General features: G+C 67.3%; 24 protein-coding genes. 13 read left to right on the plus strand and 11 right to left on the minus strand.

Annotated features, from left to right (window positions below):
• Nucleotides 1–9 precede the first annotated feature (9 nt).
• From hpaB to ACIRGA_RS34620, 5 genes are all read left to right on the plus strand, one after another.
• Nucleotides 10–1,470 carry a 4-hydroxyphenylacetate 3-monooxygenase, oxygenase component gene (hpaB, locus tag ACIRGA_RS34600; RefSeq protein WP_400949447.1) on the plus strand — a complete coding sequence of 487 codons (1,461 nt, stop codon included), beginning with the start codon at nt 10–12 and terminating at the stop codon, nt 1,468–1,470.
• A gap of 289 nt (nt 1,471–1,759) precedes the next feature.
• Nucleotides 1,760–2,473, plus strand: a complete 714-nt coding sequence (locus ACIRGA_RS34605; RefSeq protein WP_400949450.1) for a hypothetical protein — start codon at nt 1,760–1,762, stop codon at nt 2,471–2,473.
• Nucleotides 2,466–3,521: a thiamine-phosphate kinase gene (gene thiL, locus ACIRGA_RS34610; RefSeq protein ID WP_400949453.1), complete on the plus strand. Its 1,056-nt coding sequence runs from the start codon at nt 2,466–2,468 to the stop codon at nt 3,519–3,521. Before ACIRGA_RS34605 ends, thiL begins: the two co-directional genes overlap by 8 nt.
• Nucleotides 3,518–4,285: a hypothetical protein gene (locus tag ACIRGA_RS34615; RefSeq protein ID WP_400949456.1), complete on the plus strand. Its 768-nt coding sequence runs from the start codon at nt 3,518–3,520 to the stop codon at nt 4,283–4,285. The genes thiL and ACIRGA_RS34615 overlap by 4 nt, the downstream gene beginning before the upstream one ends.
• Entirely contained in the window at nt 4,276–4,947 is a 672-nt protein-coding gene (locus tag ACIRGA_RS34620) for a class I SAM-dependent methyltransferase (protein WP_400949459.1), read from the plus strand. Before ACIRGA_RS34615 ends, ACIRGA_RS34620 begins: the two co-directional genes overlap by 10 nt.
• Here ACIRGA_RS34620 and ACIRGA_RS34625 read toward each other — a convergent pair.
• A complete protein-coding gene (locus tag ACIRGA_RS34625; RefSeq protein ID WP_400949462.1) occupies nt 4,902–5,339 on the minus strand; it encodes an HIT family protein in 438 nt (145 codons plus the stop codon). The genes ACIRGA_RS34620 and ACIRGA_RS34625 overlap by 46 nt on opposite strands.
• A 90-nt stretch (nt 5,340–5,429) precedes the next feature.
• Entirely contained in the window at nt 5,430–6,104 is a 675-nt protein-coding gene (cmk, locus tag ACIRGA_RS34630) for a (d)CMP kinase (RefSeq protein ID WP_400949465.1), read from the minus strand.
• A 588-nt stretch (nt 6,105–6,692) separates the two neighbouring features.
• On the opposite strand from cmk, the gene ACIRGA_RS34635 reads away from it, so the two are divergent.
• Together ACIRGA_RS34635 and katG are read left to right on the plus strand one after the other, a co-directional pair.
• A complete protein-coding gene (locus ACIRGA_RS34635) occupies nt 6,693–7,124 on the plus strand; it encodes a Fur family transcriptional regulator (RefSeq protein WP_400949468.1) in 432 nt (143 codons plus the stop codon).
• A gap of 32 nt (nt 7,125–7,156) precedes the next feature.
• A complete protein-coding gene (gene katG / locus ACIRGA_RS34640) occupies nt 7,157–9,391 on the plus strand; it encodes a catalase/peroxidase HPI (RefSeq protein WP_400949470.1) in 2,235 nt (744 codons plus the stop codon).
• 53 nt (nt 9,392–9,444) lie between these two features.
• On the opposite strand, the gene ACIRGA_RS34645 is transcribed toward katG, so the two are convergent.
• From ACIRGA_RS34645 to ACIRGA_RS34655, 3 genes are read right to left on the minus strand one after another with little or no spacing between them, the layout of a single operon-like run.
• Nucleotides 9,445–9,900 carry an ester cyclase gene (locus ACIRGA_RS34645; protein ID WP_016334614.1) on the minus strand — a complete coding sequence of 152 codons (456 nt, stop codon included), beginning with the start codon at nt 9,898–9,900 and terminating at the stop codon, nt 9,445–9,447.
• The gene (locus ACIRGA_RS34650) at nt 9,897–10,793 is read right to left on the minus strand and encodes a hypothetical protein (RefSeq protein ID WP_400949474.1); all 897 of its coding nucleotides are present in this window, start codon (nt 10,791–10,793) and stop codon (nt 9,897–9,899) included. The genes ACIRGA_RS34645 and ACIRGA_RS34650 overlap by 4 nt, the downstream gene beginning before the upstream one ends.
• A 12-nt stretch (nt 10,794–10,805) precedes the next feature.
• Nucleotides 10,806–11,816, minus strand: a complete 1,011-nt coding sequence (locus tag ACIRGA_RS34655) for a hypothetical protein (RefSeq protein ID WP_400949476.1) — start codon at nt 11,814–11,816, stop codon at nt 10,806–10,808.
• A 192-nt stretch (nt 11,817–12,008) separates the two neighbouring features.
• Between ACIRGA_RS34655 and ACIRGA_RS34660 the strand changes: the two genes are divergently transcribed.
• The 4 genes from ACIRGA_RS34660 (at nt 12,009) to ACIRGA_RS34675 (ending at nt 15,563) form a co-directional block, all read left to right on the plus strand.
• Nucleotides 12,009–13,409, plus strand: a complete 1,401-nt coding sequence (locus ACIRGA_RS34660) for a fatty acid desaturase (protein ID WP_400949479.1) — start codon at nt 12,009–12,011, stop codon at nt 13,407–13,409.
• Nucleotides 13,406–13,600, plus strand: a complete 195-nt coding sequence (locus ACIRGA_RS34665; protein ID WP_007029462.1) for a ferredoxin — start codon at nt 13,406–13,408, stop codon at nt 13,598–13,600. The genes ACIRGA_RS34660 and ACIRGA_RS34665 overlap by 4 nt, the downstream gene beginning before the upstream one ends.
• 2 nt (nt 13,601–13,602) lie before the next feature.
• Nucleotides 13,603–14,865 (plus strand): NAD(P)/FAD-dependent oxidoreductase, encoded by a 1,263-nt coding sequence (locus ACIRGA_RS34670; RefSeq protein WP_400949482.1) that lies wholly within the window; start codon nt 13,603–13,605, stop codon nt 14,863–14,865.
• Nucleotides 14,866–14,936: 71 nt separating this feature from the next.
• Nucleotides 14,937–15,563, plus strand: coding sequence for a TetR family transcriptional regulator (locus tag ACIRGA_RS34675; RefSeq protein ID WP_400949485.1), 627 nt, complete (start codon nt 14,937–14,939; stop codon nt 15,561–15,563).
• Here ACIRGA_RS34675 and ACIRGA_RS34680 read toward each other — a convergent pair.
• A complete protein-coding gene (locus tag ACIRGA_RS34680) occupies nt 15,537–16,118 on the minus strand; it encodes an AAA family ATPase (RefSeq protein WP_400949488.1) in 582 nt (193 codons plus the stop codon). The genes ACIRGA_RS34675 and ACIRGA_RS34680 overlap by 27 nt on opposite strands.
• Before the next feature lie 73 nt (nt 16,119–16,191).
• Here ACIRGA_RS34680 and ACIRGA_RS34685 point away from each other — a divergent pair, with 73 nt between their 5' ends.
• Entirely contained in the window at nt 16,192–16,494 is a 303-nt protein-coding gene (locus ACIRGA_RS34685) for a DUF1905 domain-containing protein (RefSeq protein ID WP_400949491.1), read from the plus strand.
• A gap of 3 nt (nt 16,495–16,497) precedes the next feature.
• Here the strand turns inward: ACIRGA_RS34685 and ACIRGA_RS34690 are convergent, their stop codons facing one another.
• Nucleotides 16,498–17,478 (minus strand): DUF5937 family protein, encoded by a 981-nt coding sequence (locus tag ACIRGA_RS34690; RefSeq protein WP_400949494.1) that lies wholly within the window; start codon nt 17,476–17,478, stop codon nt 16,498–16,500.
• 66 nt (nt 17,479–17,544) lie between these two features.
• Here ACIRGA_RS34690 and ACIRGA_RS34695 point away from each other — a divergent pair, with 66 nt between their 5' ends.
• Entirely contained in the window at nt 17,545–18,732 is a 1,188-nt protein-coding gene (locus ACIRGA_RS34695; RefSeq protein WP_400949497.1) for an MFS transporter, read from the plus strand.
• On the opposite strand, the gene ACIRGA_RS34700 is transcribed toward ACIRGA_RS34695, so the two are convergent.
• The 4 genes from ACIRGA_RS34700 to ACIRGA_RS34715 all read right to left on the minus strand — a co-directional run bounded on the left by ACIRGA_RS34700 (nt 18,719) and on the right by ACIRGA_RS34715 (nt 21,097).
• Nucleotides 18,719–18,940 carry a hypothetical protein gene (locus tag ACIRGA_RS34700; RefSeq protein WP_400949499.1) on the minus strand — a complete coding sequence of 74 codons (222 nt, stop codon included), beginning with the start codon at nt 18,938–18,940 and terminating at the stop codon, nt 18,719–18,721. The two genes, ACIRGA_RS34695 and ACIRGA_RS34700, sit on opposite strands and share 14 nt — an antisense overlap.
• A gap of 77 nt (nt 18,941–19,017) precedes the next feature.
• Nucleotides 19,018–19,212 (minus strand): ferredoxin, encoded by a 195-nt coding sequence (locus ACIRGA_RS34705; protein WP_038512896.1) that lies wholly within the window; start codon nt 19,210–19,212, stop codon nt 19,018–19,020.
• Nucleotides 19,209–19,883: a TetR/AcrR family transcriptional regulator gene (locus ACIRGA_RS34710; RefSeq protein ID WP_400949501.1), complete on the minus strand. Its 675-nt coding sequence runs from the start codon at nt 19,881–19,883 to the stop codon at nt 19,209–19,211. The genes ACIRGA_RS34705 and ACIRGA_RS34710 overlap by 4 nt, the downstream gene beginning before the upstream one ends.
• A 5-nt stretch (nt 19,884–19,888) precedes the next feature.
• The gene (locus ACIRGA_RS34715) at nt 19,889–21,097 is read right to left on the minus strand and encodes a cytochrome P450 (protein ID WP_400949504.1); all 1,209 of its coding nucleotides are present in this window, start codon (nt 21,095–21,097) and stop codon (nt 19,889–19,891) included.
• Nucleotides 21,098–21,431: the final 334 nt, after the last annotated feature.

Genomic DNA, 21,431 nt, shown 5'->3' on the forward strand with positions numbered 1-21,431 from the left:
GAGCACGACATGGGAGCCCGTACCGGACAGCAGTACCTCGACAAGCTCAACGCGATGACGCCGGAGTTGTACGTCGACGGCGAGAAGGTGACTTCGAAGGTCGCCGAGCACCCGGCGTTCCGCGACAACGCGCTGACCTACGCGAAGCTGTTCGACCTCCAGCACGACCCGGCGCACCGTGACGTCCTGACCTACGAGTCGCCGACCACGGGGGAGCGGGTCGGCACGTCGTTCCTGGTGCCGCGCAGCGAAGAAGACCTCAAGCGCCGCCGTGCCGCGTTCTCCGTGTGGGCCGAGTACTCCAACGGCTTCCTCGGCCGCACCGGCGACTACATGAACTCGTCGCTCACCGCGCTCTCGACCGCGAAGAAGTTCTTCTCCCAGGCCGATCCCGTCTACGGCGAGCGCATCGAGAAGTACTACGAGATGGCGCGCGAGAACGATCTGCTCGCGACGCACACCCTGATCCCGCCGCAGGTCAACCGTTCGGTGTCGGGCAGTCAGCAGGGCGGGGGCAACCTGTCGGCGAAGGTGGTCGAGGAACGGGAGGACGGCATCGTCGTCCGCGGTGCGCGGATGCTCGCCACCATCGCGCCGATCGCCGACGAGCTCCTGGTCTTCCCGTCGACCGTCCTGCGCGGCACCCCCGAGGACGCCCCGTACTCCTACGCTTTCGCCGTCCCGAACGACGCGCCCGGACTGAAGTACTTCTGCCGCGCCGGCCTCGACCACGGCCGCTCGCATTTCGACGAACCGCTCGCCTCCCGGTTCGAGGAGATGGACGCGGTCGTGGTGTTCGACGACGTCTTCGTCCCGAACGAGCGGGTCTTCCTGCTGGGACATCCGGAACTGTGCAACGCCTGGTACTCCGAGACCGGCGCCGGCGCGCTCATGACCCACCAGGTCGTCACCCGGACACTGGCCAAGACGGAGTTCTACCTCGGGCTCGCCAGCGAGATCGCCGCCGCGATCGGCATCGGCGGTTTCCAGCACATCCAGCAGGATCTCTCGGAGCTGATCTCCTACGTCGAGATCGAGAAGGCCGTGCTGCGCGCCGCGGAGGCCGACGGGAAGCTGAGCGAGGACGGCGTCTTCCTGCCCAAGTGGGAAGTCCTCAACGCCGCCCGGAACTGGTATCCCACGAAGGTCTCGCCGCGGTTGACCGAGATCATCCGGAAGTTCTCCGCCTCCGGGCTCATGGCGCTGCCGGGCGAGGCGGACTTCGAGGCCGAAGGTCGTCCCGATATCGACACCTACCTCCAGTCGGCCACCCTGCCGGCCAAGGACCGCGCGCGGCTGTTCAAGCTGGCGTTCGACGCGTCGGTGTCGAGCTTCGCCGGGCGGGAGTCGTTGTACGAGTACTTCTTCTTCGGCGACCCGGTGCGGATGGCGGGCGCCCAGGTGAACGCGTACCCGAGGGAGGCGCTGCAGGAACGGGTCCGGGAACTCTTGGCGCGCGAAGGCCGGTGAGTGCGGATTTCGCCGAAATCGCCGTGAATTCGAACGGATAGTGACCGCCGGAAAGCGTCCGTCATCCATCGGGTGGCGGGCGCTTTTTCACGTCGTGAGGCAGGCGGGTATGTATCGGCCATGATGTGTCCTGCTTTTGTCCAAATTTCCGTCGTCACGAATCCGTGAGCGGGTTACGACGTTCGAGTTAACCTCCGCATCGGCCGTTCAATTCGGCCATGACCGTGCGCAAAAATCCAGGTGCTCTGCTCGGCGAAGACCAGGACGAAGCGAGGCGGCAGGGGGAGACATGATCGAAACCATGCAGTGCGCGGGTGCGGACTTCTGCGAAGAGCTTTCGGGCTCGAGTGACACTTCCTTCGCCCGTTTCTACGAAGGCGACCCACCGTCTCGACGAATACATTCAACAGAAAACTTGACCCTGTTGGCCGATATGTCGCCGCTTGTGCTCGGACATCTCCTGCTCCTTCCGTCGAATCATCACTTGTCGTTCGCTCAGGTGCTTTCTCTCCATCAGGAGGAGGTGTGCGGTCTTGTCGACGACTTCATCCCGCTGTACCGGGAGACCTTCGGCGAGCCGCTGATCCTCGAGCACGGTTCGAGTGCCGGGCAGGAGAGCCACGCGTGCATCACGCACGCGCATCTGCACTTTCTCCCCGTCGATGGTGACGCCGTGGACGATCTCCTGATCCGAGACGACCTCGGCTATCGGGATCTGGATTCGCTCGGCGAACTCGCGCTCCCGCCATGGACGTCTTCCGCGTATTTCCTCCGGGTGTACCGGGGGAAAGTCCGGGTATACCTGCCGACAGGTGGGCAGAAAAGACAGTATCTTCGCTCGATCGTCGGAACCGTGCTGGCGATCGAGGACCCCGAATGGGACTACGCGGTGGTGATGCGGAAAAGGGATCTTCGCGAGACCGTGCGAAGGGTGGATTACTGGCCGGGAAAACTGAGTGGCGACGTCACGGCCGCCGAGGTGGAGCTGTCCTGTGGTGAGTGAGAAATTCTCGGACGAACCGACGAGACTGGCTCGGATGATCGTGCCGTTGTTCGCCCGGCAGGCGGGCGAGTTCGTCCCGGTTTCGTCTCCGGACGGCGGCCGGGTGGAACTGACCGCGGGAGCCGATGCCCAAGACGACTGCGCGGTCTTCCGGCTGGCCGGGGAGCAGGATCTCGTGGTGGGCACCGATTACGTCCGAGGTCCCAAGTTCAGGCTCTACGAGATGGGGCATCTGGACGAATACGACCTGGGCTACTACCTGGTCGCCGCGAATCTGAGCGACATCGCGGCGATGGGTGCGAAGCCGATCGGGTTGCTTTCCGTCGTGCGGTATCCGTCCGATATGGACGATGCGCTGTTCGGCCTCGTCATGCGCGGCATCCGGGACGCGTGTGCCGCCTTCGGCTGCCTCAACGTGGGTGGGGACATCGGCGGCGCGGAACGCCTGATCCTCTCGGCGTCGGCTCTGGGGGTGTGCCCGGCCGGCCGGGCACTGCTGCGGTCCGGCGCGCGACCCGGCGACGTCGTATGTCTCACGGCCCCGACCGGACCCGCGGGCGCGGCGATGGCGTATCTGCGTTCCGGCGTCCCGGACCTGGTCATCGACAGCATGCTTCCTTCGCTGCTCGCCAACTGGAAGCGGCCGGTGGCCAGAGTGGACGAAGGGCTCGCGCTCGGCGCCAGCGGGGTGGTCACGAGTTGCCAGGACACCTCGGACGGGCTGAAGGCCACCTTGCTGAGCATCGCCGAGTCGAGCGGTGTCGGGATCGACGTCGACGAGTGGTCCATCCCCGTTCCCAAGGCGGTGGCCGCCGTGGCCGCTCACGTGGAGGTGGAGCCGTTGAGCCTCGTCATGGGCGACTCCGTCGACTTCGAACTCGTCTTCACCGTGCCGCCCGCCCAGGTGGACGATCTCGCCGAAGCGGTGAGCTTCCACCGGATCGGCGTGGTCACCGAGAATCCCGAGGTGGTCCTGAGCGGGAAGAACGGCGAGCGGACGGGCCTGCCGGGCAAAGCGTGGCGGCACCAGCGCGACGGAAAGGCATGAGCCGGAGGACGGCCAAGATCGCGGACAAGGCGATCCTGCTGTCGGCCACCCTGTTCCTGGCGGGCAAGGCGTACAACGTACCGTCGAAGGCCTTCTGGGACGGCCTCCTGAACGGCCGCCCGTATCTGCTGCTGGTCGTCCTCGTCGCGGCCGGGGTGTTCGGTGCTTTCGCGCCGTTCGAAAGCTGGCAACGACGTGCCTTCGTGGACCGGAACGTCATGATGCGCCGTCGCGTGTTGTCCACGTTCGGCCGATTGCTCGACATCAGTGCGAAGATCGATCCTCCGCTGGACACCGGCGATCTCGCGCTCCACGTGTGGCGGAAGACGCGCACGCTGAGACATCCGATTCACGGCGTGCTGAAACGACTGTCCTCCTATCGGATGTCATCCTTTCCGGCGACCCGGAGTTTCGCGCCGGTGCGCGGGATTGGCGCGGTGGGATTGTGCTGGCAACACGATCGTGAGGTGACGTTCGATGTCGCGCCGCTGGCGGATCGCCTCACCGACAAGGCGAAGTACGACGATCACGTGGCACAGCACGGGTCGGAATCGGTGATGAATCTGAAATGGGAGGAGTTCCAGGCTCTCAAGCACCGGACCGCGCTCTTCGTCACGCCGATCAGAAGCGGGCGCAACAAGTTCGTCGGCTGCGTGAGCGTCGATGCCGGCCGCGGCTACGAGGTGCTCGACCGGCGGGAACTGCTGGAGGAGATGACCAATCTGGGCATGGCCATCGGTCGCGAGGACTTCGAATGCACCTGAGCGACGCGAACCTGCGCGCCTTGGTAGCGCGTACTCGTCGAACCTACGACGAGAGCGCCGCGGCCTACGTCCGGACCACCGGCACGCTCGACCTGTTTCCCGGCCTCGACCATGAGCTGGACCGATTCTTCGATGCCCTGCCTGGTGGTTCGGTGCTGGACCTCGGCTGTGGCTCGGGTCGTGATGCGGAGTATCTGATCGGACGTGGCGCGACCGTGGTGGCGGGCGACCTGAGCGAGGAGTTGCTCCGGCACACACGATGTCGTTGCGGGGTAGCCGGCGCGGTGCTCTGCGATCTCCTGGCCTTACCGCTGGCCGCCGGGGTGTTCGACGGCGTCTGGGCGTGTGCCAGCGTCCTGCATCTGCCGAGCGACACACACCCGCACGCCTTCTCCGAGATCCATCGAGTCCTCGCGCCCGGTGGTGTCACGGCGATCAGCCTCAAGGAAGGGGATGGCGAAGGGTGGACGCGAGGCGTCCATCTGCCGTCCCCGCGCTGGTTTTCGTTGCGCAGGCCCGAAGCCGTGGTGGACGAGCTGGCAGCCGTCGGCTTCGTTTCGGCCCGGGTGTGGCCGAGCGGACGCGGCAGCTGGTTCGTGGTGGAGGCGAGGAAGAATCAGCGACCGAGCCATTCGTCGGGATTGGTCCCTGGCAGGACATGACGGATACCGCCTCGCGGATCCGCCACGTCGCCCTCGTAGCGTGGGATCAGGTGGATGTGCAGGTGGTCGATCGTCCTGCCCGCCGCTTGTCCTTCGTTCACGCCGATGGTGTAACCGTCCGGCTGGAACTGGTCCTGGATCCGGCGCCATGCACGCTTGATCAGCACATAGACTTCGGCGTGCTCGCTCGGCGTGAGCGCGAAGTAGGACTCCACGTGTCTTTTCGGGACGACCTCGACATGCCCCTTGGCGGCCGGGAAGTTGTCCCAGCGGACATAGATCTCGTCTCCGGTGAACAGTAAGTCATTCACCGAGGTGTCATCGAAATGACAGAATAGGCAATCGGCGGTCACCGGTTCGGCTTCGTTTTCCTTCGCCATAGCCGGTTTCATGGCCAATACTCCTCGTCATTGATCGATCACCTGAAGTCATACCCAAGGTCAACTTAGCTTCGTCGCAGACAAAGCAGAAGCGTACTCGCACTAACGGTCGAGCTCTAAGCCTCTGTCGCGACACGCCGACGTCATCAACCGCAGCACCTGCTCGAGGGTGAGCTCGGAGGTGTCGATTCTGATCGCGTCCTCGGCGGGGACCAACGGCGAGGTCGTCCGGGACATATCGGCCTTGTCGCGGCGGATCACGTCGTCGAGGACTTTCTCATAGGATGCCGCCCGCTCTTGGCGTACTCGCCGCATCGCCCGGACTTCGGCCTTGGCGGTCAAGTAGAACTTCACGGTCGCGGCGGGAAAGATGGTGGTCCCGATGTCCCGGCCTTCGATGACGCACCGGGGCTGTGCGCCAGCCCAAAGCCTGATGAGGCTGGTGACCCGCTGACGGACGGCCGCGATCTTGGCGACGGTCGAAACGGCGACGTTGACCGGGGCCGCGCGCAGGTTGTCCGGTGCGTAGCGGTCGGAAGTCAACAGGCTCACGGAACGGCTCGCCGTGATCAATTCATCGCAGAGCCAGGTGACTTTCGTGGCATTGTCGACGGGAATGCGGCGTTCAAGCGCTTCGAAGGCGATGATGCGATAAGTTCTGCCGCTTTCGAGATAACGCAGGTCGAACGATCTCGCCAGTGCCAGGCAGGTGGTGGTCTTGCCCGCCGCCGCAGGACCGTCCACCGCGACGACGGTGCCGAGGCCTTGTTCGGGCATGGTTTTTCCCTTGCTGGATGCACGATGGGTGAAGCCGGACTGTGGGGAACAGGGCGCAGACGCTACCACGGTGGAAGCACCGCGTGGGCACGTGTGCGGATGGCGTCGGAGCAGCGGAAATTCGGAGAATCGTGCTCTGGCAACGGGTTGCGCCCCTCGGAAGAGGGTCGGCGTGGTCGTTTCGGCAACGCTCCGGCGCGGTCCCTCACTCGTCCAGGGTATCGCGGGGGCACCGGTTTGTGTTTGGAGTCGCGGAAAACCTGCCGCGACGATGGATATTCCTTTTCGTGGGTGCAAGTTTCATCCGAATTTCGCACCTTCGGGTGTGTGGGCGGTCCAGACCAGTTCGCGGTTATCGCGAAGAGTGAAATTCTTCACGAGAATCCGTAACAAAAGCCACGGCGACGACGTCGGCAAGGGTGACCGCCCTTCCCTGACTCGCGAGTTCCGGCTCCAGACACGCGAGATCCGGCTCTGGTCACGCGTGTGCCGTGCACGGGCACGCCGGGGCAGGGCCTCCGTCGGGGCGGAGACACGCCCGGGATGCAAGAACTTGATTCATTCCAGAAAATGAGCCAGACTGCGGCCGTGCCCACGACCCAGGAGTTCGAGCGGATGCTGCGCGGGGCCTCCCTGCGCGTGACGCGTCCCAGGGTGGCCGTGCTGACAGCGGTACGCGACCACCCGCACGCCGACACCGATTCGATCATCGGTGCCGTGCGTACGGAGCTCGGCGAGGTCTCTCACCAGGCCATTTACGACGTGTTGCGGGCACTGACCGCCGCGGGTCTCGTTCGGCGGATCCAGCCGTCGGGCTCCGTGGCACGCTACGAGTCCCGGGTCGGGGACAACCATCACCACGTCGTGTGTCGATCCTGTGGTGCCATCGCCGACGTCGACTGCGCCGTCGGTCCCGCACCCTGCCTGACCGCGTCGAACGACCAAGGCTTCCTGATCGAAGAGGCCGAGGTCATCTACTGGGGCCTGTGCCCCGACTGCGCGATCGAACCCCGTTCCTGAGCCCTGCAGTTCTGATTCCCGGAAGGATTCCCGTGTCTGACAGCCCGGACGCCGTCATCGGCGAAATGAACGAAGAGAGCGCGGGCGGCTGCCCCGTCTCGTCGGGCCGCCGCAATCACCCGACCGAAGGCGCGGGCAACCGCGACTGGTGGCCGAACCAGCTCAACCTGAAGATCCTCCGGAAGCACTCCGCCGCTTCCGACCCGATGGACGCCGGGTTCGACTACGCCGCCGAGTTCAAGACCCTCGACCTCGGCGAACTCGCCAAGGACGTCGACGCCGTCCTCACGACTTCGCAGGACTGGTGGCCCGCGGACTTCGGCCACTACGGCGGCTTCATGATCCGCATGGCGTGGCACAGCGCGGGCACCTACCGGATCGAGGACGGCCGCGGTGGCGCGGGCGCGGGCATGCAGCGGTTCGCCCCGCTCAACAGCTGGCCGGACAACGGCAACCTGGACAAGGCCCGGCGCCTGCTCTGGCCGGTCAAGAAGAAGTACGGCCGCAAGATCTCGTGGGCCGACCTGATGATCTTCACCGGCAACCGCGCGCTGGAGACCATGGGCTTCAAGACCTTCGGCTTCGCCGGTGGCCGCGCGGACGTCTGGGAGCCGGACGAGGACGTGTACTGGGGTCCCGAGCGCACCTGGCTCGGCGACGAGCGCTACAGCGGTGACCGCCAGCTCGAGGGCCCGCTGGCCGCCGTGCAGATGGGTCTCATCTACGTGAACCCGGAAGGCCCGAACGGTAACCCGGACCCGCTGGCCGCGGCCCGCGACATCCGCGAGACGTTCGGCCGCATGGCGATGAACGACGAGGAGACCGTCGCGCTCATCGCCGGCGGTCACACCTTCGGCAAGACGCACGGCGCGGCCGACCCGGACAAGTACGTCGGGGCCGAGCCCGAGGGCGCTTCGATCGAGGAGCAGGGCCTGGGCTGGAAGAACAGCTTCGGCAGCGGCAAGGGGCGCGACGCGATCACCAGTGGCCTCGAGGTCACCTGGACGCCGACCCCGACCCGGTGGAGCAACTGGTTCTTCCACAACCTCTTCGAGTACGACTGGGAGCTGACAAAGAGCCCGGCCGGCGCCCACCAGTGGGTCCCGAAGGACGGCAAGGCGAAGAACACCGTGCCGGATCCCGAGGACGGCAAGCTCAACCGCGCGCCCGGCATGCTCACCACCGACCTGGCGCTGCGTTTCGACCCGGTCTACGAGCAGATCTCGCGCCGGTTCTACGAGAACCCGGACCAGTTCGCGGACGCCTTCGCCCGTGCCTGGTTCAAGCTGACCCACCGCGACATGGGCCCGATCCAGCGTTACCTCGGTCCGCTGGTGCCGCAGGAGACGCTGATCTGGCAGGACCCGGTGCCCGCCGTCGACCACGAGCTGATCGACGACGCCGACATCGCCGCCCTCAAGGAGAAGCTGCTCGCTTCGGGCCTGTCGGTCTCGCAGCTGGTCTCCACCGCTTGGGCGTCGGCCTCGACCTTCCGCGGCAGCGACAAGCGCGGTGGCGCGAACGGTGCCCGCATCCGCCTCGAGCCGCAGCGTGACTGGGAGGTCAACGACCCGCAGACGCTGTCTCAGGTGCTGCGGACCCTCGAAGGGGTCCAGGAGGCGTTCAACAGCGCCCAGACCGGCGGCAAGAAGGTCTCGCTCGCCGACCTGATCGTGCTGGGCGGCGTCGCCGCCGTCGAGCAGGCAGCCAAGGACGGCGGCCACGAGGTCACCGTGCCGTTCACGCCGGGCCGCACCGACGCGACGGCGGAGCAGACCGACGTCGAGTCGTTCGCCCCGCTGGAGCCGACCGTGGACGGGTTCCGCAACTACCGCGGCAAGGGACACCGTCTCCCGACGGAGTACCTGCTCCTCGACCGCGCGAACCTGCTGAACCTGAGCGCGCCCGAGATGACCGTCCTCGTCGGCGGCCTGCGTGTCCTCGGCGCCAACGCCCAGCAGTCCCAGCACGGCGTGTTCACCGAGAAGCCGGGGTCGCTGACCAACGACTTCTTCGCGAACCTGCTCGACATGGGCGTGCAGTGGACGGCAACGTCCGCCGACGCCGAGGTCTTCGAAGGCCGGGACTCCGCGACCGGCGAGGTCAAGTGGACCGGTACCCGTGCCGACCTCGTGTTCGGGTCGAACTCCGAGCTTCGCGCGGTGGCGGAGGTCTACGCCAGCGACGACGCCAAGGAGAAGTTCGTCCGCGACTTCGTGGCGGCGTGGGACAAGGTCATGAACCTCGACCGCTACGACGTGGCGTGATCCAGGTCTGACAAGTCCGGGCCCGTCGCTTCCGCGGCGGGCCCGGACTTCTTTCAGACCTCGCCCGACGCCAGCAGCGTCAGCAGCTCGGCGTGGCCGGCCTGGGTGATCAGGCTGGCGGCGTCGAAGTAGATGCGCTCGTTGGTGATCCTGTCCTCGTCGAAGAAGAACACCGCGATGATCGGCACCCGGAACGCCTTGCCGGTCGGCGGACGGCCGTAGAACTCGCCGAGGTTGGTGCCGAGCAGGTCGAATTCGACGATGACCGACTCGTCGGCGAAGTGGTACCGGACGTTGTCGTGCCGCTGGTCCGGGAAGGCCGTGCGGGTCATGCGGTAGTACGCCATGACCTCTTCGTCGCCGTCGAAGATCTGCCCGGTCGCCATGATCTCGTAGTGCGGATGACCGTTGAAGGTGCCCAGCGTGCGGTCGAACTCGTGGGCCACCTCGGTGTCCATATGCTCTTCGATGATCTTGTGGCGGCGCTCGCGCAGGTCTTCGCTGATCACTGGTCCTCCGGGTCGTTCCTGGTCGCGATCCGGAGACTACCGCCCGCGGCCTCGTCGTCGGTCCCGTAGAGCAGGCTGCCGCACGAGCGCGAGAGGCAGGTCATGGCCTCGATCTTGTGTCCGGGGAAGTCGCCGATCTTCACCGGAACGGGGGAGAGGGCGATCGAACCGTCGGGGCGGAGCTTCCCCGCCGCGTACACGGCCGAGTCGAACGGGCCTTCGTCACCGGGGTCGGAGGCGGCCGACACCAGGACGCGGTCGTCCGCGGCGATCTCGACGTCCGAGGTGTGCCGGACGTCGGTCGCGGGGTACGGGACCCGGAAGGGAATCGACTTCGGCTGCTTGAACGACAGCTTCGAGACCGAGAACTCCGCGGAGTAGAGCGTGGCCGGGCGGGCGTCCTGCCCGCGGTCCGCCCAGACCGCGAACAACCGGTCATTCAGCTTCTTCAGCGCGAAACCCTCGTAATTGTCTTCCGGGTCGCCTTTCGGTACCTGGAAAGTACCGAGTACTTTCAGCCGCCGGTCCTTCAGCGTGAAGTGAAAGCCCTTGCCGTCGCTGGCCAGCGCGACGAATTCGCCGGCCTTTCCCGGCACGCCTTCGGCCGCTTCCAGATCGACCGGGAGTTCACCTGGCCAGTCGATCGAGTCCACTTCGGACACCTGGCCGTGCTCGAGCCGGACCCGGGCCGCCCGGTTCTGGCCGGGTTTCTTGCTGTCCCGCAAGACGAGCGCGTCGATCCGCTCGTCGTCCCGGTCGAGGACGGCGAGGCCGCTGGCGCCCGAGGTCATCCCGGTGCCGATGGATGCCCAGCCGTCGCCGGCGAGCGCCGCGGACGGCAGGAGCAGGGGAATGGCCAGTGCGGGAAGAATCGCGAGTGAGGCTGATTTCATGGCGCGACCCATTCAGCCGCAGGAGAGGGTGCCGGCGCGGAGCGCGTGGCCGCCTTCGTTCCCGTCGTCGGCCCAGACGACCTGCTTGCTCCCGGATGAGCACGTGGGTGAGATCGCGAAGCCTTCGTTGTTGTAGTCCGGCATCCCGCTCGGACGGTCGTAGGTGGCCGTGACGGCGAACTTGCCCTGCGTGTCGACGGCGAGCGTCGTCGAGTCACCGCCGCAGTTGTCGTCGCAGACCGCCCACAGCTTGCCGCTGGAAGCCTCGTACTCGAGTTCCATGATCGAGCTGAGCCCGCTCGCGAAACTCGCGACCCGGGTGTACTTGCCGCCCGCCTGGTCGAGCGCGTAGGCGTAGATCATCCCGTTGCTCTCGAGGCCGACGAGGTAGAGCCCGGTCCCGTGGCCGGGGTAGGCGGCCGGGTCGTACGCCGCCTTCGTGCGCTGATCCACGAACCCCTTGGCGGTGAGGGCGCTGTCCGGGATCCACGAGACGGCTTCGAGACCGTCGTTGGCCGAGACCTTCGGCAGGTCGGCCGTCAGATCCCATTCGGCCTTGGCGCTGAGGGTCTTGGCCGTGCCGGAGACGTCGTACCGGAGCACCTTGAGCGCGCTCGTCTTGCCGTTGTCGCCGTCGCGTTCGGTGGCCGCGACCACGCCGTCGGGGGTGGCCACGACGGCTTCGGCGTCGGGGTCGCCCTTGCCGCTTCGGTAGCGCAGCTGCTTGCCCGACGACCAGCCGTTGGCGGTGTCCGGCTGCCACTTCGTGCCGTTGCGCACGAGGCGGTACAGCGTGCCGGGGCCGTTCTTGACCGCCCAGAGGACGTTCGGGTCACCGAACGACAGGCCGCTCATGTTGCCGCCGAGGACGTTCGAACCGTCGGCGTTCGTGACGGCGGAAGCGCCCGGCCACGGGCTGTTCGCCGTCGTGGTCGCGGTGGCGGTGGCGGCGGGCAGGACCAGCAGGGCCGCGGCGACGGTGGCCACGGCGGCGGGTCGGATCCGGCGAGGTGATCGGGGCATTCGCGCTCCTTCGGGGCGGACGAAGTGGGTCGCGGCGTGTCGTCACAAGTTAAGTAAGTTTCCTTACGAACACAAGATATCGCCAAGTTCTCACGAAATGAAGCAACGTCGGATTTACAAAAGGTGGACTCTTGTCAAACCCGGTGTACATCACCTACTGTTTTGTAAACCCAGCCAACGGAGGAGGGTGCGATGAGCGAGATGACGGGCACGATCCCGGCGGGCTCGACCGAACGCTGGACCGACGGCAAGCGATATCTGTGGCTGATCGGACTGGTGGTGCCTTCGCTCGCGTTCCTGGCCATCGGGCTGCACGCGGCCACCGGCTGGGGGGTGTGGTTCTGGATCGGGCCGATCGTGATCCTGGTGATCGTGCCGCTGATCGACCTGGTGGCCGGGCTGGATCGCGGCAATCCGCCCGACGACGTGATCGAGCGGCTGGAGAAGGATCGCTACTACCGGTGGATCACCTTCGCGTTCCTGCCGATCCAGTACGCGGGTTTCGTGGTCGCGTTCTGGCTGATCGCCCGCGGTGACCTGTCCGTCGCGGACAAGATCGGCCTGGCGATCTCGATCGGCTGCATCGGCGGCATCGGTATCAACACCGCGCACGAACTCGGGCACAAGAAGGAGAGCCACGAGCGCTGGCTGTCGAAGATCGCGCTGGCGCAGAGCTTCTACGGCCACTTCTACATCGAGCACAACCGCGGCCACCACGTCCGGGTGGCCACTCCCGAGGACCCGGCCAGCAGCCGGGTGGGGGAGAGCTTCTACCGGTTCTGGCCGCGCACCGTGTTCGGCTCGCTGAAATCGGCATGGGGGCTGGAGCGCAAGCGGTACGCCCGCCGCGACCGGCATCCGTTCCGGATCGGCAACGACGTGCTCAACGCCTGGCTGATGTCGGCCGTGCTGTGGGCGGCGATGACCGTGTGGCTGGGCCCGGGGATTCTGCCGTACCTGGTGATCCAGGCCGTGATCGGCTTCTCGCTGCTGGAGGTCGTGAACTACATGGAGCACTACGGCATGCGACGGCAGAAGGTCGGCCCGCCGAACCGGCGCCGCTACGAACGGGTCGATCCCAGCCACAGCTGGAACTCCAACAACATCGCCACCAACGTGCTGCTCTACCACCTGCAGCGGCACAGCGATCACCACGCCAACCCGACCCGCCGCTACCAGACGCTGCGTGATTTCGCGGAATCGCCGGTCCTCCCGACGGGTTACGCCGGGATGATCGTGCTGGCGCTGGTCCCGCCGGTGTGGCGCCGCGTGATGGATCCGCGGGTGCTCGCGCATTTCGACGGTGACATCTCCCGCGCCAACATCCAGCCGTCGAAGCGGGCCAAGATCCTCGCGCGCCACGGAACGCGTGTCACCCCGGCGTCGCGGCACGTCGCCGACACGCACGGCGACGCGACCGAGGGTGGGATGTGCCCCGGCTGCGGCTATGTGTACGACGAGAAACTCGGCGACCCGCGCGAGGGATTCCCGGCCGGAACGCCGTGGTCGGCGATCCCGGATTCGTGGTGCTGCCCGGACTGCGGGGTGCGGGAGAAGGTCGATTTCGTGGCAGCGGGAAGGGTCGGAGCATGATGAAGATCGAGGCGGACCGCGCGAAATGCGACGGGCTGGGCATGTGCGAGGCGATGGCGCCCGACTTCTTCGAGGTGGGCGACGACGGAACGGTCGTGGTGCTCGACGAGCGACCCGGTGAGGAACACCGCCAGGACCTGTCGGCCGCCGTCGACGCCTGCCCGGTCCTCGCCCTGAAGCTGCGGGACTGACCATGACACTGGTCGTCGTGGGAGCGTCGCTGGCCGGGTTGCGCGCGGTGGAGGCGGCGCGCCGGGACGGATACCGAGGGCGGATCGTGCTGATCGGCGCGGAGGACCACCCGCCGTACGACCGGCTCCCGCTGTCGAAGTCGTTCCTCGACGCGGAAGGTCCCGGGAAAATCGAGCCGTTCCACGGCGAGGACGCGTTGTGCGACGAGTTCGGCGTCGAGCTGATGCTCGGCGCGCCCGCGGACGGGCTCGACACCGCCGCCCGCGAGGTGTCGGTGGCGGGGACGACGGTTCCCTACGAGGCACTCGTGATCGCGACCGGCGCCACCGCGCGGCGACTACCTGGAAGCGAGGGGATCGCCGGCGTCCACACGCTGAGGACCGCCGAAGACGCGCTGGCCGTCCGTGCCGCGCTCGACGACGGGGCGCGCACGGTCGTGATCGGGGCGGGTTTCATCGGTTCGGAGGTCGCCGCCGCGGCACGGAAGCGCGGGCTGCCGTCGACGATCGTCGAGGCGCTCGACGTCCCGCTCGTCCGGTCCGTCGGCGCCGAGGCCGGTGCGGTGTGCGCCTCTCTGCACCGGGAGGCGGGCACGGAACTGCGGCTGTCCACCACGGTCACCGGCCTGGAGTCCGCCGGTGGTGTGGTGACCGGTGTCCGGCTTTCGACCGGCGAGGTGCTGCCCGCGGACTTGGTGGTCGTCGGCATCGGTGTCGTCCCGGCCACCGGCTGGCTGGCCGGAAGCGGGGTGCCGCTGCACGAGCGCGACGGCGGCGTGGTGTGCGACGCCACGCTCGCGACCGGGGTGCCCGGCGTGTACGCCGCCGGAGATGTCGCACATGCCTCGAATCCGTTGTTCGACGGCGAACTGATGCGGCTGGAGCACTGGACGAACGCCGCGGAGCAGGGTGCCGCGGCCGCTCGTCACGCGCTCGCCCCGGAAGCGGCGCGGGCGCTTTCGCCGGTGCCGTACTTCTGGTCGGACTGGTACGACCACCGGATCCAATTCGTCGGCACCCCGCGCGCGGACGAGGTGGTGGCCGCCGTCCCGGAGTCCAGCGGCTTCACCGCGCTGTACCGGCGCGGGGACCGGATCGTCGGGGCGCTCACCGTCGACCGGCCGCGCGAGATCATGAAGTACCGTCGCCACATCGCCGGGCGGGCGCCGTGGCCGGAGGCGCTGGCGTTCGCGGCGGGAACGCGCGCGCGTCTTCTTTCGGCCGAAGGTCTCGGATTTCCGGAGGCGGGCCGCCGATGTGGCTGAGTGAGTGACCGGCGAATGTCGCGGCCCGGCTACGAAAATCCGAAAGCGCGCTGGGAAAGGCACAGCTTAGAATGACGATCATGAGTGAGGCACCGGTTACGGGAGGTCCGTACCGTCAACCGATCGTCGCGGCGGCGATCGAGCTGACCGTGCGCTCCGGCTGGTCCTCGGTGACGATGAGCAAACTCGCGGAGATCGTCGGCGTCAGCCGCCAGACCGTCTACAACGAACTCGGCTCGAAGAGCCGGCTGGCCGAAGCGATGATCTCGCACGAACTCGCCCGATTTCTTTCGGTTGTCCGGGAAGCCTTCGAGCGGCACCCCGTGGACTTGGTCGAGGCGATCCACGACGCCGTCCGCGGTGTCCTCGAACTCGCCGACGACAATCTCCTGTTGCGCGCCATCGTCTCTGCCACGCACGGCGCCGACACCGAGTTGCTGCCGCTGCTGACGTCGCGGGCCGGGAGCCTGCTGAGCGAAGCGACGGTCATGCTGCGCGGCCGTGTCCGCGCCTACGGACCGCCGCTGGACGCCTCGCAGCTGGATGTGGCGATCGACGTCGTGGTCCGGACCGTGCTGAGTCACATCATGCAGCCGTCGGACACCCCGGCGCGCACGGCCGACGCCCTGGCATGGATGGCTTCGCGGGTGCTCGGCGCGACGACGACCCGTTCACTGCGGCATCCTTCGCAGAATTAAGGCCGCGGTCGCCGCCGGGCTCAAGCGGGTGTTGTCGATGCGCACGTGATCGTGCCGCTCGATCAGGTCCTGGGCGTGGGTGCGCCGCGTGCCGTCGGTGTTCATGACGTAGTCGCGGTCGAGTTCGAGCAGATTGGCGCGGGAGAAGTCGAGGTCGCGCTTGCTGGGCTTGCGGTCGAGGCGCAGCTCGGTGGTGTTCCGCTCGAGGCGTTCGTCGAGATCCGCATACAGCTCCACGAACCGCGCCCGGCCGCCCCGCGACTGGACGATGTCGACGTACGAGCCGATGAGCTCGGCGTCCTCGGGGAGGTCCAGCCCCCAGACGTTCGTGTAGACGAGGCCGGGCAGCCCGGCGTCGGCCGCCTCCTCGATGACGCGGCGGCGGAACTCGTTGACGAGCCTGCCGAACGGCGGCGAGCCGAACGGGAAGATGCCGAGCACCGGCTCGACGGCCATGTGGTTGTGGAACAGCTTGAAGCCGGTGAGCTTGCACAGTTCCTCGCCGACGGTCATCTTGCCGACGGCGGGTGGTCCGAAGATCACGACGAAGTCCACTCGGCCACGGTAGCGGTGGTCTCGGCTACCCAGGCAGCGCGGAACTGTCGGTCCCTTGTGCGACGCTTCACCGATGATCGTCGTGTTCGATGCCGAACTCTGGGTCTGGGACGCCCGCCGCGGGGAGACCTGGACCTTCGTCAGCCTGCCCCAGGACATCTCCGAGGAGATCCGCGAGATCACCGATGGCCCGCGCCGCGGGTTCGGTGCGGTCCGCGTCCAGGTCGGTATCGGCGGCAGCAAATGGAAGACGTCGATCTTCCCGGACTCCAAACGGGGCGCCTACGTGTTGCCGGTCAAGAAAGCGGTCAGGAAGGCCGAAGGGATCGAGGAGGGTGATATCGCGAAAGTGACCGTCGAGCTGATCGACCTCTGACCATCAGAGCAGGCGCTCACCGAGCGGCGTCGTCAGATAGAGGACGCCGCGGCCGGAGCGTTCACGCGCGACGAGTCCGCTGTCCCGCAGGACCTTGAGGTGCTGGGAGACGGCGCTCGGTGTCACACCCAAGGCTCGCGCCAGGTCGGTCGTGGTCGCGGGGGAGGACAACGCCGTCAGGAGAGTGGCTCGCATCCGGCCCAGGAGCCGCACCGTGCCAGGCCCGGGTGAGCGGGTCCCCGTCGTCCACAGCGCGCCGGTTCCGCGTGCCGGATAGCGGATCGTGGTCTGGGTGGAAGTGTTCTTCTTGATCAAGACATAGGGCGAGCCAAGGACGACAGGCATCAACACGAGACCGCCAGGTCCTCGCGTGACGACACCGTGCCGATTCCGCCAGCGCTCGCCGGCCAGCGTCACCCGGTCGGCGCGCCAGCGCAGATCCGGATGCAGATCCGTGAACAATCGCTCGGTACCGCCCGCGGCCAGTTGCCGCGCGCGGAACCCGACGTCGGCATCCAGCACCGCCCGCATCCGCGGCCAGTGTGGAGCGACGAGGCGGTCGTGGGCTTCGCGCAGTTCGCCGGCGATCTTCCGCAGACCGGATCCGGGATCGTCGGCCAGTGCCGCGGCGGTGCTGGGAAGTTTCGCGCCGAAGACCCGGTCGAGACTGGCCCTTACTCGTGCTTCGGGGGTTCGCCGCACCGCGTCGAGGTCATTTTCGAGGGAAGCTCCTGAGTCCCGCGGAGCCGGCACAAGGAACTCCGGCCAGCTGAGCCTGCCGTTGACGAGCAGTGGCCACGTCCAGGAAAGATCGAGGGGTTCGCGATCGAGTTCTTCCCGCGCCCACCGCAGCCAGGGCAGATTGACCGGATTCCGGTCGAGGCCGGCGAGCTGCAGAAGGCAGGCGACGGTCTCGGACAGCGGCGAGATCGCGAACCGGGTCGCGGCCAGTTCGGCGACGCCCAGCTCGATGGTCATCGGCATCGCCCGAGTATGTAGGCATGAGCTAAATGGTGTCTCCGGAACCCCGGACGTCGCCACGATCCGACCATGCCCGAACTACCCGGCGTCTACCGGCGACTCTGGTGGGCCACCGGGATCGACAGCCTCGGCAACGGCGTCTTCACGGCGGCGCTGCCCCTGCTTGTCGTGACGGTGAGCCATGACGCCAGAGACGTCGCCCTGGTCTCCGCCGCGACGTACCTACCGTGGCTTCTGTTGTCGCTCACCGCCGGTTCCGTGGTCGACAGGGTCGACCGGACAACGCTCATGTGGCGAACGCAGACGCTCCAAGCGCTGATCGTCGGCGTGCTCACCGTGCTCGTCGCGGCGGGGGCCGTCACCGTGCCCGTGCTCGTCCTACTCGCGTTCGCTCTGGGGGCGTGCGATGTCTTCTACGACAACGCGGCGCAAACGGCGGTTCCGGATCTCGTCCCGAAAGGCTTGCTGCACCAGGCGAACGGCAGTCAGCAGGTGGCGATGATCGTCGGCAGGCAGTTCCTGGGTCCGCCTCTCGGGAGCCTCTTCTTCGCACTCGCCTGGACGTTGCCCTTCGCCGTCGACGCCGTGTCGTTCGTCCTCGCCGCCGTGCTTCTGGCGAAGCTGCCCAGACGAGGTGGCAAGGCGGAAAGCGTGAAGGTCCTCGATGGACTCCGCTGGCTGAGGAACCATCGCTTGCTTCGTACTCTTGCGTTCCTGTTGGGCATCAACACCTTCTGCGGTCAGCTCGGGAACGCGACCCTCGTCCTGTTCGTGACCGACGTGCTGCATCTCGGCGCGGGGGTGTTCGGCCTGCTGCTCGCCGGTGCGGCGATCGGAGGCGTCGTGGGCGGACTGGTGATCACGCGGCTGGTCGCCTGGCTCGGTGACCTCCGCGCGTTGCTCGTCTCGCTCGCCGTGAACGCCGTCGTTTTCGTCGGAATGGGATTCAGCCCGAACGTCGCCGTACTCGGTGCGTTCTTGGCGTTGAGCGGTTTCGTGACGACGATCTGGAATGTCGTCACTGTCGGCGTCCGGCAGCGGGAGGTGCCGTCGGCTCTGCTCGGCCGGGTCAACAGCGTTTACCGGCTGCTCGGCTGGGGACTGATGCCGCTCGGCGCGCTGACCGGCGGGCTGCTCGCGCACAGGTTCGGGCTTCGCGTTCCCTACCCGGTCGCGGGTGTAGCGCGCGGCCTCGCGCTCCTGGCCGCGCTTCCGGTGCTGATCCCGGCGATGCGGGACCGGCCTACTCCTCGGTGAGTTCGGCCAGCTGATCCGCGGCGTCCCGGTTTCCACCTGCGGCCAGCCGCCGCAGTTCGTCCAGCGCGCCCAATTCGGTCGCCGTTTCGATCAGCTGATCCGCCGCGTCACTGCTGCCACCGTCGGCCAGCCGCCGCAGTTCGTCCAGGTCGCCGCGCTCGCCGGCGTCCTGGATCCGCTCGTCGATGGCGTCCTGCTCAGCGCTCATGTCACCAGGCTACGGGCAGTTCGTACACCCCGTGGACCGAGCCGTCCCGGCGGCGGAGGCGCCGGCCACGAGCAGGGTCACTCGCTCACCGTGATGGCGGCGCCGGGGCAGACGTCGGCGGCTTCGCGGACGATGTCGTGCGTGTCCGGGCCGGGCGTTTCCTGGAGCAGGAGCACGATGCCGTCCTCCTCCCGCTGGTCGAAAACGTCGGGGGCGAGCAGGACGCAGGTTCCGGCGCCGCAGCATTTGTCCTGGTCGACGGTGATCTTCATGGTCCTTTTCCTTCGTCCGGGCCGGGAGTGACCGGTGCCAGCCAGATCCCGGCGAGTGCGTCGATGAGCCCGGTCGCGGCGTCCTGCCAGGTGGACCGGGGAGTGGGGGTGCCCTCGGCGAGGGCGCGTTCGCGTTCGGCGACCATGTGCACCAGCAGCTGGCGGGCCATGTCGCCGCGTTCGGAGCGGACGTCGGCGGGCAGATCGGGCAGGCAGCGGTGGAGTCCTTCGACGATCCGCACCAGCGACGGCGAGGTCAGCGATTCTTCGACCATGATCGGGCGGAGCGCGGGGTCGGTCATGACCTGCGCGCCGAACCGCGCGAACCAGGTGGGGCTCCCGAGCGTCGCGAGATGCTCGGCCACCGGGGTGACCAGGCAGCCGATCCAGTCCCGCAAGGCCGTGCTGTCACCGATGTCGGCGAGCATCCGGCGGCGGATCTCTTCGATCTGCCCCGAGTGCCGCCGGGCGATCGCGCGCACCAGATCGGCCTTGGTGCCGAAGTGGTAGCCGACCGCGGTGTTGTTGCCCTGTCCCGCCGCTTCGCTGACCTGGCGGTTGGACACCGCGTACACGCCGTGTTCGGCGAACAGCCGTTCTGCCGCGGTCAGGATCAGTTCCCGCGTCGCGTGCGCCCGTTCGGCGCGGGCACCGGTGATCTCGCTCGTCATGGGCATCACCATCGCACGGGCAGTTCCCGCAGTCCGCCGACGGCGAGCCCTTCGACCTTGCGCAGGTCCGCCGCCGCGACGGCGAGTTCCAGCGTGGGCAGTTTTTCCAGCAGGACACCGAGGACGACCTGCAGTTCGGTACGGGCGAGCGGCTGTCCGAGGCACGCGTGCGCGCCGGCGCCGAACGCCAGATGCGGGTTCGGGCTCCGGTCGAGTGTCAGGTCGGCGGAGGCCTCGAACGCGTTCTCGTCCCGGTTCGCCGCGGCCATGCTGCACATCGCGGTGGTGCCCGCAGGCAACGTCGTGTCGCCGACCTCGAAATCCTCGGTGATGTACCGCGACATGCCGATACCCGCGTTCGCGTCCATGCGCAGGGATTCCTCGACGGCGGTGCGGATCAGCGACCGGTCCGCGAGCAGCGCTTCCCAGCGGCTCCGGTCCTCCAGCAGCATCGCCACCATCTTGGCGATCATGTTCGCGGTGGTCTCGTGCCCGGCGATCAGCAGGCCGATCCCGGTCGCGACGAGCAATGCGTCGGACCAGCGTTCCCCGTCGACATCGGTGTCGGTGATGAGCGCGCTCAGGATGTCCTCGCCGGGCTCGGCTCGCTTCGCCGCGATGTGCCCGCCCATGTACCGGCCGAATTCCGCCTGCGCCACGTCGAATTCGGCCTGGGTGTAGCGGGTCATGCTGAGCATCACGTCGGACCAGTGGGCGAAGCGCTCCCGATCGGTGTCCGGGACGCCGAGCATGTCGCAGATGACCCAGACCGGGAGCGGAAACGCCAGGCACGCCTTGAGGTCCGCGGGTTCGCCCTTCGCGACCATCTCGTCGATCAGCTGGACGGCCATCGCCTCCATGCGCGGCCGCAGCGCGTTCATCCGCTTGGCGGTGAACCACTTTCCGAGCATTCGGCGCCATTTCAGGTGCGCTTCGCCGTGTTGCGGGATCACGCCCGCCATCTCGCTGTTGAAGACCCCGCCCGATTCGGTGTCCGCGACCCGCGCCGCTTTGTCCGCGGGAGTCGGCCTGGTGAACCGAGGGTCGGAAAGGACGCGTTTGACGTCCGCGTAACGGGTGATCAGCGTCGCCTCGTCGCCGCTCGCGAGGGTGACCTTGGCGACCGGGCATTTCGCGCGGAACTCGGCCCATTCGGCGGGCGGTTCGAGGGCGGCCTCGGTCGGGAACGGGAAACTCGGCAGACGCTCCGTCATCGAAGCTCCTTCAGCGTGGCGGGGTTCGGTGATTCACACAGTGCCCGGCTTGTTGGCATAAGTCAATCAACTGACTTATTGACGGGTAGGTCAAACGTGGCGTGGGCCCTCTCTGCTGACGTCCAAGCGCCGCTGAGTGTCCACAAGGGACAGTTTCCGACTGTGCGGTGTCCGGTTCATGTCTATATGTACGATCCTGGCCGGGGTCGTGAGTGGTAATGAGGGTTATTTGAGCCGAAGGTCAAACGTGGCGTGTTCTCGGGCGGCCCGATGATGGGATGAAGGCTCCCTTCGCCGCGTCTAATGCGGTGAAAGGAGCCTTCGGCCCTGGTCA

The organism is Amycolatopsis sp. NPDC102389 (assembly GCF_044765885.1).
Lineage (GTDB): Bacteria > Actinomycetota > Actinomycetes > Mycobacteriales > Pseudonocardiaceae > Amycolatopsis.

Excerpts from the sequence above, each read along its gene's own strand:
- hpaB (WP_400949447.1), top strand. The coding sequence starts at position 10 with ATGGGAGCCCGTACCGGACAGCAGTACCTCGACAAGCTCAACGCGATG.
- ACIRGA_RS34605 (WP_400949450.1), top strand. The coding sequence starts at position 1,760 with ATGATCGAAACCATGCAGTGCGCGGGTGCGGACTTCTGCGAAGAGCTT.
- ACIRGA_RS34615 (WP_400949456.1), top strand. The coding sequence starts at position 3,518 with ATGAGCCGGAGGACGGCCAAGATCGCGGACAAGGCGATCCTGCTGTCG.
- ACIRGA_RS34620 (WP_400949459.1), top strand. The coding sequence starts at position 4,276 with ATGCACCTGAGCGACGCGAACCTGCGCGCCTTGGTAGCGCGTACTCGT.
- ACIRGA_RS34625 (WP_400949462.1), bottom strand. The coding sequence starts at position 5,339 with ATGAAACCGGCTATGGCGAAGGAAAACGAAGCCGAACCGGTGACCGCC.
- cmk (WP_400949465.1), bottom strand. The coding sequence starts at position 6,104 with ATGCCCGAACAAGGCCTCGGCACCGTCGTCGCGGTGGACGGTCCTGCG.
- ACIRGA_RS34650 (WP_400949474.1), bottom strand. The coding sequence starts at position 10,793 with ATGAAATCAGCCTCACTCGCGATTCTTCCCGCACTGGCCATTCCCCTG.
- ACIRGA_RS34655 (WP_400949476.1), bottom strand. The coding sequence starts at position 11,816 with ATGCCCCGATCACCTCGCCGGATCCGACCCGCCGCCGTGGCCACCGTC.
- ACIRGA_RS34660 (WP_400949479.1), top strand. The coding sequence starts at position 12,009 with ATGAGCGAGATGACGGGCACGATCCCGGCGGGCTCGACCGAACGCTGG.
- ACIRGA_RS34665 (WP_007029462.1), top strand. The coding sequence starts at position 13,406 with ATGATGAAGATCGAGGCGGACCGCGCGAAATGCGACGGGCTGGGCATG.
- ACIRGA_RS34670 (WP_400949482.1), top strand. The coding sequence starts at position 13,603 with ATGACACTGGTCGTCGTGGGAGCGTCGCTGGCCGGGTTGCGCGCGGTG.
- ACIRGA_RS34675 (WP_400949485.1), top strand. The coding sequence starts at position 14,937 with ATGACGATCATGAGTGAGGCACCGGTTACGGGAGGTCCGTACCGTCAA.
- ACIRGA_RS34685 (WP_400949491.1), top strand. The coding sequence starts at position 16,192 with ATGATCGTCGTGTTCGATGCCGAACTCTGGGTCTGGGACGCCCGCCGC.
- ACIRGA_RS34690 (WP_400949494.1), bottom strand. The coding sequence starts at position 17,478 with ATGCCGATGACCATCGAGCTGGGCGTCGCCGAACTGGCCGCGACCCGG.
- ACIRGA_RS34695 (WP_400949497.1), top strand. The coding sequence starts at position 17,545 with ATGCCCGAACTACCCGGCGTCTACCGGCGACTCTGGTGGGCCACCGGG.
- ACIRGA_RS34700 (WP_400949499.1), bottom strand. The coding sequence starts at position 18,940 with ATGAGCGCTGAGCAGGACGCCATCGACGAGCGGATCCAGGACGCCGGC.
- ACIRGA_RS34705 (WP_038512896.1), bottom strand. The coding sequence starts at position 19,212 with ATGAAGATCACCGTCGACCAGGACAAATGCTGCGGCGCCGGAACCTGC.
- ACIRGA_RS34710 (WP_400949501.1), bottom strand. The coding sequence starts at position 19,883 with ATGACGAGCGAGATCACCGGTGCCCGCGCCGAACGGGCGCACGCGACG.
- ACIRGA_RS34715 (WP_400949504.1), bottom strand. The coding sequence starts at position 21,097 with ATGACGGAGCGTCTGCCGAGTTTCCCGTTCCCGACCGAGGCCGCCCTC.